The organism is Robbsia betulipollinis, from assembly GCF_026624755.1.
Lineage (GTDB): Bacteria > Pseudomonadota > Gammaproteobacteria > Burkholderiales > Burkholderiaceae > Robbsia > Robbsia betulipollinis.
Window position 1 is genome coordinate 445,452 of the sequence record NZ_JAPMXC010000010.1, and the last position, 14,036, is coordinate 459,487.

Annotated in this window: 11 protein-coding genes; 9 read left to right on the top strand and 2 right to left on the bottom strand. The window is 67.7% G+C overall.

All coding sequences use genetic code 11. The features are described 5' to 3' along the window. Positions 1-67: 67 nt before the first annotated feature. Entirely contained in the window at positions 68-925 is an 858-nt protein-coding gene (locus tag OVY01_RS19755; RefSeq protein ID WP_267849286.1) for a PA4780 family RIO1-like protein kinase, read from the bottom strand. Between the two features lie 307 nt (positions 926-1,232). On the opposite strand from OVY01_RS19755, the gene OVY01_RS19760 reads away from it, so the two are divergent. The 5 genes from OVY01_RS19760 to OVY01_RS19780 are packed head-to-tail and all read left to right on the top strand — an operon-like array spanning position 1,233 to position 5,572. Further along, complete coding sequence (locus OVY01_RS19760; protein ID WP_267849287.1) at positions 1,233-2,099, top strand: STAS domain-containing protein; 867 nt, start codon at positions 1,233-1,235, stop codon at positions 2,097-2,099. Positions 2,100-2,101: 2 nt separating this feature from the next. Beyond that, the gene (locus tag OVY01_RS19765) at positions 2,102-2,485 is read left to right on the top strand and encodes an STAS domain-containing protein (RefSeq protein WP_267849288.1); all 384 of its coding nucleotides are present in this window, start codon (positions 2,102-2,104) and stop codon (positions 2,483-2,485) included. Continuing rightward, positions 2,482-2,883 (top strand): anti-sigma regulatory factor, encoded by a 402-nt coding sequence (locus OVY01_RS19770; RefSeq protein WP_267849289.1) that lies wholly within the window; start codon positions 2,482-2,484, stop codon positions 2,881-2,883. The genes OVY01_RS19765 and OVY01_RS19770 overlap by 4 nt, the downstream gene beginning before the upstream one ends. Beyond that, complete coding sequence (locus OVY01_RS19775; protein WP_267849290.1) at positions 2,868-3,893, top strand: ATP-binding SpoIIE family protein phosphatase; 1,026 nt, start codon at positions 2,868-2,870, stop codon at positions 3,891-3,893. Before OVY01_RS19770 ends, OVY01_RS19775 begins: the two co-directional genes overlap by 16 nt. A 2-nt stretch (positions 3,894-3,895) precedes the next feature. Further along, positions 3,896-5,572, top strand: coding sequence for an ATP-binding response regulator (locus tag OVY01_RS19780; protein ID WP_267849291.1), 1,677 nt, complete (start codon positions 3,896-3,898; stop codon positions 5,570-5,572). 46 nt (positions 5,573-5,618) lie between these two features. On the opposite strand, the gene OVY01_RS19785 is transcribed toward OVY01_RS19780, so the two are convergent. Further along, positions 5,619-6,209, bottom strand: a complete 591-nt coding sequence (locus OVY01_RS19785) for a glutathione binding-like protein (RefSeq protein ID WP_267849292.1) — start codon at positions 6,207-6,209, stop codon at positions 5,619-5,621. 105 nt (positions 6,210-6,314) lie between these two features. On the opposite strand from OVY01_RS19785, the gene OVY01_RS19790 reads away from it, so the two are divergent. The 4 genes from OVY01_RS19790 (at position 6,315) to OVY01_RS19805 (ending at position 14,002) form a co-directional block, all read left to right on the top strand. Next, positions 6,315-7,448, top strand: coding sequence for a metallophosphoesterase family protein (locus OVY01_RS19790; RefSeq protein WP_267849293.1), 1,134 nt, complete (start codon positions 6,315-6,317; stop codon positions 7,446-7,448). Further along, complete coding sequence (locus OVY01_RS19795; protein ID WP_349293543.1) at positions 7,445-10,348, top strand: AAA family ATPase; 2,904 nt, start codon at positions 7,445-7,447, stop codon at positions 10,346-10,348. The genes OVY01_RS19790 and OVY01_RS19795 overlap by 4 nt, the downstream gene beginning before the upstream one ends. A 126-nt stretch (positions 10,349-10,474) precedes the next feature. Continuing rightward, complete coding sequence (locus tag OVY01_RS19800; RefSeq protein ID WP_267849294.1) at positions 10,475-11,773, top strand: cation:proton antiporter; 1,299 nt, start codon at positions 10,475-10,477, stop codon at positions 11,771-11,773. 96 nt (positions 11,774-11,869) lie between these two features. Next, positions 11,870-14,002, top strand: a complete 2,133-nt coding sequence (locus OVY01_RS19805; RefSeq protein WP_267849295.1) for a PAS domain-containing protein — start codon at positions 11,870-11,872, stop codon at positions 14,000-14,002. The last annotated feature ends 34 nt before the right edge of the window (positions 14,003-14,036 follow it).

Sequence of the window (14,036 nt, forward strand, 5' to 3'; positions counted from 1 at the left end):
GAAGAGCACGGAATCTGTCCACGGCATGGTAGCACCGGGATTCGCCGCTGTCGGGGGGAAATTACCCTCAGGACCCGGCCCGCAGCTCCTGCTCGCGGCGCACCCGTGCCTCTTCTTCCAGTCGGGTTTCCTCGAGTTCGTCCATCAGGCCTTCCAGATCGACCGGCGTCGTGTCGGCGGCGACCTGGCCGGTGAGTGGAACGTCCACGCTCAGCGCGCCCGCTTCGTAAAGATTCCAGATTTCCTTGCCGTACTGCGCATCGAGCAACGCCGGCACGAAGCGGCCGAAGTAGGCGGCGAGGTTGTCGACGTCGCGCTCCAGCATGGCCGCGGCCTCGTTGTTGCCGGAAGCGTCGACCGCCTGCGGCAAATCGATGATCACGGGACCGTCCGCCGCCAGCAGGATGTTGTACTCCGACAGGTCGCCATGGATCATGCCGGCGCACAGCATGCGCACCACCTCGGCGAGCAGCGCCGCATGAACCTCGAGCGCCCGCTCCGGCGTCATGTCGACATCGTTGAGCCGGGGCGCGACATCGCCGTTGCCGTCCACCACCAGTTCCATCAACAACACGCCATCGGTACAGATATAGGGTTGGGGGACCCGCACGCCGGCGTTCGCGAGCCGGAACAGCGCGTCCACCTCGGCGTTCTGCCACAGCTCCTCCTGCATCTGGCGGCCGTAGCGCGAACCTTTTTCCATCGCGCGCGCCTGCCGGCTGTTCTGCACCTTGCGGCCTTCACGGTAGGAGGATGCCTGGCGGAAGCTGCGCTGTTTCGCATCCTTGTAAACCTTCGCGCAGCGGATGGCCTCGCCGCTGCGCACCACGTAGACGGTGGCTTCCTTGCCACTCATCAACTGGCTGATCACCTCGTCGACCAGTCCCTCCTCGACGAGCGGTATGAGGCGCTTGGGCGTTTTCATCGGGCGCGGCTCCGGGCGGTGTGGCGATTGACGGCGCGCAAGGCGGAAGGAAGACGGAATGGCGTTACGGCCAGGTCGGCGGGCATGGCGGGGCACCCGCCCCGAAAGAAAGTAAGGGTCATGGGGCGATTATACGGGGGCCGCGCCGGCGATGGCCGCGCGGATGGCGCGACGCCGCCCTTCTCATGGGCAATGACGGTATTTTTACGAAGGTGGGCAGACGGATAGGCTTCCGGCGAGGCGGCTGGCCTATAATCGATGTCACATTGAATCGGCAAAAACGATAAAGACATCTGGAGAGAGCATTTTGAGCAAATCGACGGGTCTGGAAAAAATCCTTCACGATCACCAGACCGAGATTCTGACAAGCTGGATCGCGGGGCAGCTTGCCGAGGCGGGCGTCCGCGCGCCGCAGATCGAAGCAGGAGTCAGGGAAGCATCGCGGGTTTTTCTGGGGCTGTTCGCCGCCGGCGTCAAAAATGATTATCGGGAGGCGCTCTCGGGACCGGTGTGGGACGAGGTGCGCAGCCATCTCGCGGCGTTCTCGCGCGAGCGCGTGATCCAGGGGTTTTCGCCGGAGGAAACGGCAACCTTCATCTTTTCGCTGAAGAAACCGCTGTTCGAGGCGCTGCGCAAGGACATCAAGGACGGCGAGCGCCTGTCCGACGAGCTGTGGGCCCTGTCGCTCGTGATCGACAAACTCGGTTTGCTGACGTTCGCGGCCTATCAGAAGAGCCGGGAGGAGGTCATAGAGCGCCAGCAGGAGGAACTGCTCGACCTGACCACGCCGGTGGTCAAATTGTGGGATTCGATCGTGGCGCTGCCGCTGATCGGCACGCTCGACAGCGAACGCACCCAGGTCGTGATGGAAAGCCTGCTCGATGCGATCGTCGCGAACGAAGCGGCCATCGCGATCATCGACATCACCGGCGTGCCGACCGTGGACACGCTGGTCGCCCAGCATCTGTTGAAAACGGTCGCCGCGGCGCGCCTGATGGGCGCCGAGTGCATCATCAGCGGCATCCGTCCGCAAATCGCGCAGACCATCGTCCATCTGGGCGTGGAACTGGGCGACGTCGCGACCAAGGCGACGCTGGCCGAGGCGTTGAAGCTGGCGCTGAAACGCGTCGGCATGACCGTCGTGCAACTCAGCGCGATCAAGTCGGGCAACTGACCATGGAGCAGATTCCGGTCCTCAAGCTGGGCGAGTTTCTGCTGGTATCGATTCAGGTCGAGCTGCACGACGAACTGGTCGTGAGTCTGCAGGACGACCTGAGCGCGCGCCTGGAGAAAACGCGTGCCCGGGGCGTGCTGATCGATATCTCCGCGCTGGAGATCGTCGATTCCTTCATCGGACGTACCCTGGGCCATATCGCGGCGATGGCGCGCATCATGGACGCGGCGACGGTGCTCGTCGGCATGCGTCCGGCCGTGGCGATCACGCTGGTGGAACTCGGCATGACCCTCAAGGGAATCCGGACCGCCCTGGACGTCGACAAGGGCATGGCGCTGCTGCGGGCTTCGCTGGACGATTCCGGAGCATTTTCATCATCGCCGTGACGCCGGTCATCCTGGATATCCGGACGCCGGACCAGGTCAACCTCGCGCGCAAAACTGTGCAGGAGCAGGCGTCGAAGATGGCGTTCGGCACGCTGGAAAAAACCAAGTTCGTCACCGCCGCGAGCGAACTCGCGCGCAACACGCTGGTGCATGGCAAGGGCGGCACGATGACGATGACGCAGATCGAGCACGGCGGACGTACCGGGCTGCATCTCGTGTTCGCCGACGCCGGCCCCGGTATCGGCGATATCGAGCAGGCGCTGCAGGACGGGTTTACGACGGCCAGGAGCCTGGGCCTGGGCCTGGGCGGGGCACGTCGCCTGGTCAACGAATTCGCGATCACGTCCGTGCCCGGCGTGGGCACCACAGTGAGCATTACCCAATGGAAGAGACGATAACGCTGAGCGACGCGAGCGGCGTGGCCGAGGCCCGCCGCGCGGCGATGTCGCTTGCCCAGTCACTTGGCTGCTGCGAGATCTGCAGGGCCGGCGCCGCGCTGGTCGTCACCGAAGCGGCCACCAACATCCTGAAATACGCGGGCCGGGGCCGGATCGATCTCAGGCCGTATCGCGATGCCGGCAGCCACGGCATCGCGATGATCGCGCTCGATAACGGGCCGGGCATCGCCAGCGTCGAGCGCGCGATGGTCGACGGCTATTCGACGGGCGGCAGCCTGGGTGCCGGTCTCGGCACGATCGCCCGTCAGGCGAAGCTTCTCGACATCTATGCGCGGGAAGGGCAGGGCACGGCGCTGCTCGCGCATATCGGCTGCGACAAGCCCGGAACCGCCACGCGCGCGGCGCTGGCCGCAAAGGCGCAGCGAAGCCTCGCCGACGTGGGCGTGCGTTCCTCGCCGAAGGCCGGCCAGGAAATCTGCGGCGACGCCTGGGCGTTGCGGCAGACGGACGGCCGTCTCTGGCTGGCGTTGCTCGATGGCCTGGGCCATGGCCCGCTCGCCGCCGATGCATCGCGTGCCGCGGTGAAGGTGTTTCACGACGCCACGGCGGCATCGTGCCCCGCGGATATCCTGCACCAGGCCCATGCGGCGTTGAAAACCACGCGCGGCGCGGTGATGGCCGTGGCGCTCTTCGAGCCCGAGCGCCATCGGGTCACCTTCGCCGGCGTGGGCAATATCGTGTGCAGCGTGCATTCCCGGGCCGGATCGCAACATCTGCTGTCGACCGACGGCACCGTGGGCTACAACATGCGGCTGGTCCGGGAAAACGGCGCGGACTGGCATGCCGGGGCGGTGTTCATCGCCAGTACCGACGGCCTGTCGACCCGCTGGAATCTGAACCGGCATGCCGGACTGATCGATCATCATCCGAGTCTGATCGCCGCGGTGATGCATCGCGATTTCGGCAAGGATAGCGACGACGCCACCGTCGTGGTGGTGAAGGCACACTGACCATGCTCCATCGCATTCTTTCCACCCGCATCAACAGCAGCCTGAGTTTCGTCACGCTGCGCGACCGCTCCCGGCAGGTGGGGGAGTTGTTCGGGCTGGACAATCTGCAACGCACGCGCTTCATCACCGCGGTGTCCGAAATCAGCCGCAACGCCGTGCAGTTTGCCGGCGGCGGCACGGTCACCTTCTTCAGCGGCGCCGCGAGCGATGCGCCCGCCCAGCAATGCGTGGTGGCCGAGATCAGCGACGAAGGCCCGGGCATCCCGGACCTGGAGCGGTTGCTCGCGGGTTCGCCGAGCGGTACCGGAAAGCCGGCGCTTGGCATTGCCGGAAGCCGGCGCATGGTCGACGGCTTCTCGATCCGCTCGTCGCCGGGCGCGGGCACGACGGTGACGCTCGAGATGCTGTTGCCGCGCGATACGCCGCAATTGACCACGGCCCGCCTGAATACGCTCGTGGATCAACTGACGCGGCGCAAGACGCAGACGCCGGTCGAGGAGCTGGAGCAGCAGAACCGCGAGATGCTGGTCACGCTGGAGGAATTGCGCAGCAGGAAGCTGGATCTCGAAGAAGCGGACCTGCGCAAGAACGAATTCCTGGCGATGCTGGCCCACGAGCTGCGCAATCCGCTGGCGGCCATCAGTCTCTCGCTGGAGCTGATCAGCCGCAAGGCCGCGCCCACCGCCGACGAAACGCGCAGCGCCCACGCGGTCATCGGCCGGCAGACCGCGCAACTCTCGCGCATGGTCAATGATTTGCTGGACGTTTCGCGGCTGACGCGCGGCAAGGTCGAACTGCATCGCGAGATCGCCGACGTCAATGGCCTGGTGGATACCGCGATCGAGATGACGCGCGCGGAGATCGCGCGGCGTGGTCATACGGTGCGTGTGCAGCACGCGCCGCAGCCGGTGCTGGTCGATGTCGACGTGGCGCGCATCCGGCAGGTCCTCAACAACATCATCCACAACGCCGCGCGCTACACCGCGAACGCCGATGAAATCCGGGTGGGCGTGACGCAGGACGAGACCCACGTGCATATCGAAGTGGCCGATCGCGGCATCGGCATCGCCGTGGATCTGCAGCCCCGTATTTTCGATCTGTTCGCCCAGGGCGACACCAGCATTTCGCGGCAGGACGCCGGGCTGGGCATCGGCCTGACCGTGGTGCGGCGGCTGCTCGACGACCATGGCGGCGCGGTGCGCGTGTTCAGCGACGGACACGATCGCGGCAGCCGCTTCGTGGTCACGCTCCCGATCGCGCGCGGCGCGGCGCTGGCACCGCCCGCGCAGGCGGCAAGTACGCCCGACGGCCGGTTGCAGCCCGTCCTGGTGGTCGACGACAACCAGGATTCGGCGGATGCGCTGGAGGCTTTGCTGGATATGAGCGGCTATGTCTGCCGCAGCGCTTACGATGGCGGCACGGCGCTGACCTACAGCGAAACGTTCCGGCCACGCGTCGGCATCATCGACATCGGTTTGCCGGATATGACCGGCTTCGAACTCGCCGCCGAACTGCGGCGGCGCTTCCCCGGCGACGGGTTGACGCTCATAGCGCTGAGCGGCTATTCGTCGGCGGATGTCCGGCAGGAGGCGATGGACGCCGGCTTCACCCACTACTTCTCGAAGCCCTTGCCGCTGGACCAGTTGCTCGTGCTGCTCGCCGAGACGATGGGCACCTGAGCGGGCCGGGCGCGGCTTGGCGCCGCCCCGCGGGCGCGACTGCCGTTCAGGCCGTTTCGAGACCTTCGTGCTTCAAAGCCAGCTCGACTGCCGGACGCGCTTTCATGCGCTCGCCGAACTGCTGCAACGCCGCCGGCACATCGAGCTTGACCCGCTTTGCCCACAGCAGCATGACGAACAGGTAGGCGTCTGCGACCGTGGCGCTCTGGCCGAACAGGTAGTCCCCGGTCAGCGTGCTCGCCAGGAAGTCGAAGCGCGTGGCGATCTTCTGGCGGGCGGCTTCCGCTTCGGCTTCGGAAGACGGCTTGAAGATGCGGCCGAACTGCTTGTGGATCTCCGTGGAGATGAAGGCGAGCATTTCGAGCAGGCGCACCGGCCCCATGTCGCCGGGCGGCACCAGCGCCGGCGTGCGCTGCGCGACCCACGACAGGATCGCAATGTTCTCGGTGAGCCGCTGGCCGTCATCGAGTTCCAGCGTCGGCACATACCCCTTCGGATTGATGGCCATGTAATCCTCGCCGTGTTCCGTCTGCTTGGTCTTGGTGTCGACCTTGACGCGCTCGAATTCCATCTTGGCTTCGTGCAGCGCGATATGATCGGCAAGGCTGCAAGCGCCGGGAGCCATATAGAGTTTCATGTTCGGATTCCGGTAGAGTGAACGTCTGATGACGGATGCTGCGTGCCCACAGCGCAGCAAACCGCATGCCACCTTTTCACCGAGTTTCGGACACAGCCCCTCCTTATGCGTTTTTTTCATACTGCGGACTGGCAGATCGGCCGCCATTACGGCCAGTTCGACCCGGACGACGCGGCGGTCCTCGCCGAGGCGCGGCTCGATGCCGTGGCGACGCTCGCCGCGCGTGCCACCGAACGCGGGGTGGACGCGATTCTGGTGGCCGGCGACGTGTTCGACCTGCAGGCGGTCGCCGATCGCACCGTGCGGCGCCTGTTCGCGGCGCTCGACGGTTTCGTCGGACCCTGGGTGCTGATCTCCGGCAATCACGACGCGGCGCTCGCCGACAGCGTCTGGACGCGGGCGCGCCGGCTCGGCTGCATTCCACCGCAGGCGCGGGTGGCCGAGCGCACCGGCATCGTCGCGCTGGAGGCGCTCGGCGCGGCCGTGCTGGCCGCGCCCCTGACCCAGCGTCGTACCTACGACGACGCGACCGCGCCTTTCGACACGCTCGACACGCCGGCGGGCTGGCTGCGCATCGGTCTCGCGCACGGCAGCGTCGCCGGCCGGTTGCCGGACAGCGCCGACCTGAGCAATCCGATCGCCGCCGACCGGGCGCAGCGCGCGCGGCTCGATTATCTCGCGCTGGGCGACTGGCACGGCTGCCTGGAGATCGATGCGCGCACCTGGTACGCCGGCACGCCCGAGCCGGACCGCTTTCGCGGCAATGCGCCGGGCGCGGTGCTCGATGTGCGGCTGGATGCGCCGGGCGCGCTGCCGGTGGTCGAGCGGCTCGAGGTCGGGCGCTTTCGCTGGACCGCGCTGGCGGAGCGGATCGTCGTCGCGGCCGATGTCGAGCGCGTCGCGGCGCGACTCGCGCAGGCCGGCGCGAACGATGTCCTGCAACTGGCGGTCTCCGGCGCGGTCAATCTGGACACCTGGGAACGGCTGCGCGCGGCGGTCGCTGCGGCTTCCGCCCGGGTCAGGAGTCTGCGCTTCGATGCGACCGGCCTGGACCTGCAGCCGGACCATGCCGACCTCGCGGCACTGGGCGTGTCCGGCTATGTCGTCGATGTCGCGCACGCCTTGCAGGCACTGCAGGAGGACCCCGCGCGCGGCGACATTGCGCGCGAGGCGCTGCGTCTGCTGCTGCAATTCGAACAGGAGGGCGTGCGCGCCACGGGACGGGAGGCGCGCGCATGACGACCGATGGCCGCATGAAGATCGACCGGATCGCGCTCGCGGAATTCCGGCGGTTTCGCGAACCGCTCGTGCTCGACGGTCTGAGCGACGGCATCAACCTCTTCGTCGGCCACAATGAGGCGGGCAAGAGCACCATCGCCATGGCGATCCGGGCCGCTTTTCTGGAGCGTTCGCGCACCCGCACCGTGACCGATTTCGCGCCGTGGGGCACGAGCGGCGCGCGGCCGAGCGTCGATATCGATTTCCGTATCGGCGCGCGCACCTACGCGTTGCGCAAGCGCTTCCTGACGCGCAGCCGCTGCGAACTGGCGATCGGCACGTGCGATGCGCCGGGTGGCGCCGATATGGCCGGTATGGCCGGTCATGCCGGGGGCGGCGCGGCGACCCGGCTCGAAGGCGAGGCGGCCGAGGACGCGCTTGCCGCGCTGATCGGTTTCGAATTTCCGTCGAAGGGGCAGAGCCAGCCGAAGCAGGCCGGCGTGCCGGGGCTGCTGTGGATTCGTCAGGGCGAGGGGCAGGAACTGGTCGATCCGGCCGCGCATGCCGGCACGCATCTGCGCGACGCGCTGCAGCGGCTGTCCGGGGAAATGGCCTCGGCCGACGGCGATCGGCTCTTCTCGCGCGTTGCGGCGGAACGCGGCGAACTGCTCGACGCGCGTCTGGGCCGTCCCAAGGGCATCTACCGGGAGGCCGAGGACGCGCTGAGCGCGAGCCGGCAGCAGGTGGACGCGCTGCGCCGGCAAAAGATCCAGTTCGACAGCGACGTCGACCAGCTTGCGCAACTGCGCGCGGCGCACCAGGCGGTGGCGTCCGAGCAGCCGTGGGCCGCATTCGAGGCACAGGCGGATGCCGCGCGCAGGCAGCTTGCCGCGGTCGTCGAGGCGCGCGACCAGACGCTTGCGCTGCGGCGCGAGCAGGCGCAGGCCGAGGCGCTGCAGGCGGAGCTGCACGCTCAGGTGCGGCGCGATCAGGACGAAGACGATGCCCTTCGGGCACAGTTGCGCGAAGCCGCGGCGCAGGGCATCGCCGCCGAGGAGGCGCGCACCCTGCTGGACGATGCGCGCGCGCGGCACGATGTCCGGGCCGCCGCGCTGGCGCAGGCGCGCGAGCGTCACGCGGCCGCGCAATCGCTGGCGGAGCGGCGCGACATCGACGCGCAACTGGCGACGTGGCGCCGCGAGGCGGCGCAACTGGACGCCACGCTGACGGAAGCGGTGCGTCTGCAGGGCGACATCGAGGCGCTCGAAATGGCCGCACGCTCCGACACGCGGGCGCCGTCACTGCCTGCGGACCTGGACGCGCTGCGCCGCGTCGAGCAGACGCTCGCCGAATGCCGGATCCGGCAGGAAGCGGCGGCGACGCGGCTGCATTACTGGCTCGACGCGGGTACGGCGCTGCGGCTGGCGCATGCGCCGGGCGAGGGCGCGGCGGACGGCCTCGCCGGCGACACCGCCGCCCGGGCGGTCGACACCGATACGGCAAGTGCCGGCGGCACCGCGGCGAAGTCGGTCGCTACCGACACGGCCGGTGCCGTCGACGCTACCGCGGCCGTGTTGTCCGGCGCAGGCGAGCGATGGCTGACGGCCGGTACCGACCTCCATCTGCCGGGGATCGGCCGCCTGCGCATCGCGCCCGGTGGCAGAGACCTGCCGGAACTGTCGCGCCAGATCGAGCACGCCCTGCGCGCGCGCGCGGATTTGCTGCAGCGTCTGGGTGCGGAATCGCTGGCCGCCGCGCAAGTGCGGCAGGAAGACCATGCGCGGCGCCTGCGGGATCTGGATGCCGCGCGCAAGGAACTGGCGATCCGCGCCCCGGAAGGGCCCGCGGGCGTGCGCCGCGCGCTCGATATCGGGCGGCAACGCGAGCAGGCGCTCGTGCTGCGCCGCGCGACGCTGCCCGGCGGGGCGGAGGGTGGGACGGAGGGTGGGGCGGAGGCGGCGGCCGGAGCGTCGATGGCCGCGGGCGACGTTTCCCACCGGCTCGTCGCGCAGACCCGGCTCGAATGCGACGCCGCGCAGACCGCGCTCGAGCGGGCGCTCGCCGCGCGCACGCTCGCCGAAGCCCGCTTCAACACCGCGCTGGCGACGGCGCGCCTGCTCGACGAACAGTCCCAGGCGCGGGCGCGAGCCCATCGCGACGCGCTCCGGCAGCAGGAGCGCGCGGCGCTGGTCGCGCGTCTCGTCGAAGCGCGCGGCCTGGCCGACGACTTGCGGCGTCGCGGCGACGCCGTGGCCGCCGCGCTCGATGCGCAACATGGCGAACTGCTCGAGCAGGACGTGCAGCGTTTCGAGCGCTCCGCGGCGATCGCCCGCGAAGCGCAGCAGCGTCGCCACCACGACATTCTGATATTGACGGGCGCGCTGGAGCAGGCCGGGGCGAGCGGCGTCGGCGAGGCGCTGCTCCTGGCCGAGGCCGAGACCGAACACCTGGGCCGCCGCCGCGACGAGATCGCGCGGCGCGCCGACGGTCTGCAACTGCTTTGGACCCTGCTGAACGAAAAGCGCGACGCCGCCACGCTGCGGCTGCAGGCGCCACTGGTCCGGCGCCTGAACCATTACCTCGCGCTGCTGTTTCCCGGCGCGCGCCTGCAACTCGGGGACGATCTGCTGCCGGTCGATCTGCATCGCGCGGATCAACAGGACGCGCTCCACAGCCTGAGCTTCGGCACCCGGGAGCAGCTCGGCCTGCTGGTACGGCTGGCCTACGCGGATCTATTGCGCGAAGCCGGACGGCCGACCCTGCTGCTGCTCGACGATGCGCTCGTGCATGCGGACGCGCAACGCCGGGCGCTGATCAAGCGCGCCTTGTTCGATGCGGCGTTGCGGCATCAGATTCTGATGTTCACCTGCCATGGCGAGGCCTGGCAGGATCTGGGCGCGGCGCAGCGTACGGTCGGGTGAGTGCCCCGGCGTGGGCGGTGCCGGTACCGGTTCCAGCGCTCGACCATCGGACGGCACGTTTCTTGCAAGATCCAACCGTTGGGCCGAACCCGGCGCCTCGCCATCCCGTACCTCACCTGGAGAACAATGACCGAAACGATATGGTTCCTCGTCGTCGGCGGCGTCCTGATTTTCATGGGCCTGGCCAGTACCACATTCAATCGTCTTCCCATCAGTACGGCAATGGTGTATCTGGCGATCGGCGTGGGACTGGGACCTTTCGGATTGCATCTGCTGCATATCGACCTGCTGCAGGGTTCGGCCATGTTGCGCCAGATCACCGAGATCGCCGTATTGGTATCGTTGTTCGCCATCGGTCTGCGCATGCGTGTGCCACCCACCGACCGCATCTGGCTCCTGCCTTTACGGCTGGGCATCGTCGCCATGATCGTGACCGTCGCCCTGATGACGCTGGCCAGCGTGTTCCTGCTGCATATGAGCTGGGGGCCCGCACTGCTGCTGGCGGCCATGCTGGCACCCACCGACCCCGTGCTCGCGCACGATGTGCAGGTGGAGGCGCCGGGCGACGTGGACCTGCTGCGGTTCTCGTTGACGGGGGAAGGCGGACTCAATGACGGCATCGCGCTTCCCTTCGCGCTGCTCGGCATCGCGGTGTGCAACTACGAGGCGTCGCCCACGCAGGCGCTTACCTGGCATTTCGCCCTTGGCGTCACGTGGGGTGTCGGTGGGGCGGTGGCTACGGGCTGGTTGCTCGGCGACATCGCCGTGCGTCTGATCGCATGGCTGCGCACGCGCTACAGCCTGGCGCTGGGACCCGAGGGCTTCTATGCGCTTGGCTTGATCGCGCTGGCGTACGGGTTCGCGGAACTGATCCACACCTACGCTTTTCTGGCCGTTTTCGCCGCAGGTCTGGCAATGCGGCGCGTCGAACAGCTGTCGAGCGGCGACAAATCGGCGAGCGAAGCGGTCGGTACCGTCGACGTGGGCGACATCGGTTCGACGGCGGCCGATCCGAACCGGGCGCACGCTTTCGTCGCGCAGCGGGTACTGGGTTTCACCGTGGAACTGGAGCGTATCGCCGAAGTGGTCGTGATGCTGATGGTGGGCAGCGTGCTCGCCAGTTTCTGGCATGAACTCTTCACCTGGCGCGTCGCGTTCGTCGTCGCCGTTCTTTTTCTGATCGCACGGCCGTTGTCCGTGCAGGCGTCGCTGCTCGGCTCCGCGACGACGCGACCGCAACGTTGGCTGATCAGCTGGTTCGGCATTCGCGGCGTGGGGTCTTTCTATTACCTGTTGTACGCGCTCGAGAATGCCTCGCATGCGGCGGTGCGGCCGTTGATTCCGCTGATCCTCGGCGTGATCGCCGCTTCCGTCATCCTGCACGGCATCACGTCCACGCCGTTGATGAACCGCTATCGCCGATGAGGCGCGACGGCGCCCTGCCGGCTCATGCCGGCAAGGCCCGATCCGTTCCGCTTACATCCCGTTTTTCATTCGCCGGTATTTTCGAATCCGACCATCGTGACCTTGCCAGAACTGGATTATGCGGGGATCTTCGATGTCTCGCCCAACCCTTATCTCATTCTCGACCTGCGGTTGAACGTGGTTGGCGCCAACCGCGCCTATCTCGCTTCGACGGGGTGCGACCTGTCCGATCTCCTGGGCCGGCGGGCCTGGGACGTTTTTCCCGCCGACGCCGAGACGCGTGAGCGTTCGATCGCTTCCTGCGAGCGCGCCATCCGGACGCGGCGAGTCGACATCATGGCACCACAGCGCGATGACGGCCCCCGCGTGCAGGCCACGGGCGATGAGGCCGGGAAGCGGTACTGGTGTGTCACGCACACGCCGCTCCTCGGCCGTGACGGCGCGGTGACGGCCGTTTTGCAGCACCCCGTCGATGTGACGGAACGGGAGCGATTGCGCAATATTGTCGGCGCCACGCGGGGCGACGGTGCGCCCCCGGCGCCCGCCCCGGCGCAAAGCGGGATGGCTCCCCGCGTGCCGGGCAGCCACGAAGCGAATCCCGCGATCCAGGAAGAAAGCGACCGGCTGCGCGGCCTGTTCGAACAGGCGCCCAGCTTCATGGCCATCGTGCGTGGCCGCAACCACTGCTTCGAGTTGACCAACCGTTCGTACACGCAGCTCATCGGTGGCCGTAAGGTCATCGGCCTGCCTGTCCGGGAAGCGTTGTCGGAACTGAAAGGGCAGGTGTTTTTCGATTTGCTCGACAAGGTCTATGCAAGCGGTCAGCCATTTGTCGGCAAGGGCATCGAAGTGTGGTTCGAGAACGGCGCGGGCGAGGACGGTGACCGGCAGCGGCGAATCATCGATTTCGTCTATCAACCCATCCTGACGCCCGACGGCGCCGTCTCCGGCATTTTCGTCGAAGGCAACGACGTGACCGACAGTCACGATGCGACGCGCGCGCTGCACGATCTGATGCAAACCCTCGAATTGCGGGTGGAGCAACGCACCACGGAACTCCGCAGCACGGAGGAGAAGTTGCATCAGGCGCAAAAAATGGAGGCGGTCGGCCAGTTGACCGGCGGCCTGGCGCATGATTTCAACAACCTTCTCACCGTGATATCCGGCAGTCTCGAAATTTTGCGGCGACGCGTGGAGGCGGGCCGCCTGGACGCGATCGGCCGCTACACGGACGCCGCGCAGGGCGCGGCCCGCCGCGCGGGAGCGCTGACCCAGCGGCTGCTCGCGTTTTCGCGTCGGCAGGCACTCGATCCGAAACCCACGGACGTGAACGGCCTGGTCGTCGGCATGGAGGAGATGATCCGCCACACGGTCGGACCGGATATCGCCGTCGACATCGCGGCCGATCCGGATCTGCCGCTGACGCTGGTCGATCCCGGGCAACTCGAAAACGCCCTCCTCAATCTGTGCATCAATGCGCGCGACGCGATGCCGGATGGCGGACGGCTCGTCATCGCCGCGGGCTGCCGGCAATCGGACGGCGTGGACGACGCCGACGAGATGCCCGCGGGCGACTATGTATCGCTGTGCGTGGGCGATACCGGCGTCGGCATGACGCCCGAGACCCAGGCGCGGGCCTACGAGCCGTTTTTCACGACCAAGCCGATGGGCGAGGGCACGGGCCTGGGACTGTCGATGATCTACGGCTTCGCGCTGCAGTCGGGAGGACAGGTGCGCATCGATTCGACGGTGGGAATAGGCACGCGGGTCTGGCTGTATCTGCCTCGCTATCACGGCACCGCGGAGGTGCCAACCGCGCCATCCGCGCCGCCCATGGGAGCCGAGCCGGTGCATTCGGCGCGGGGCGAACGCATCCTGCTGGTCGAGGACGATGTCTTCATCCGGTCGCTGGCCGCCGAGGTGCTGCGCGATTCCGGCTATGAAGTACTTGAAGCGGGCAATGGACGGGAGGCGCTGCATCTCCTGCGCCTCGCGCATCGGCTCGACCTGCTCGTGACCGACGTCGGTCTGCCGGGGGGCATGAACGGGCGGCAGATCGCCGATGCCTCGCGCGCGTTGCGCCACGGCCTGAAGGTCCTTTTCATCACCGGCTACGCTGCGAACAAAGCCCTGGGCGACGGGCAACTGGAACCGGGCATGGAAGTGCTCACGAAACCCTTCGACATGGAAGACCTGAGCCGTCGCGTACGCGGCCTGATCGGCGGGTGATCGGGTGATCGGAGACTCCGCGGGAACGTGTCAT

Bases quoted from the DNA above. Each gene is read 5' to 3' on its own strand.
- OVY01_RS19800 (WP_267849294.1), top strand. From the start codon at position 10,475: ATGACCGAAACGATATGGTTCCTCGTCGTCGGCGGCGTCCTGATTTTC.
- OVY01_RS19785 (WP_267849292.1), bottom strand. From the start codon at position 6,209: ATGAAACTCTATATGGCTCCCGGCGCTTGCAGCCTTGCCGATCATATC.
- OVY01_RS19775 (WP_267849290.1), top strand. From the start codon at position 2,868: ATGGAAGAGACGATAACGCTGAGCGACGCGAGCGGCGTGGCCGAGGCC.
- OVY01_RS19795 (WP_349293543.1), top strand. From the start codon at position 7,445: ATGACGACCGATGGCCGCATGAAGATCGACCGGATCGCGCTCGCGGAA.
- OVY01_RS19790 (WP_267849293.1), top strand. From the start codon at position 6,315: ATGCGTTTTTTTCATACTGCGGACTGGCAGATCGGCCGCCATTACGGC.
- OVY01_RS19765 (WP_267849288.1), top strand. From the start codon at position 2,102: ATGGAGCAGATTCCGGTCCTCAAGCTGGGCGAGTTTCTGCTGGTATCG.
- OVY01_RS19780 (WP_267849291.1), top strand. From the start codon at position 3,896: ATGCTCCATCGCATTCTTTCCACCCGCATCAACAGCAGCCTGAGTTTC.
- OVY01_RS19755 (WP_267849286.1), bottom strand. From the start codon at position 925: ATGAAAACGCCCAAGCGCCTCATACCGCTCGTCGAGGAGGGACTGGTC.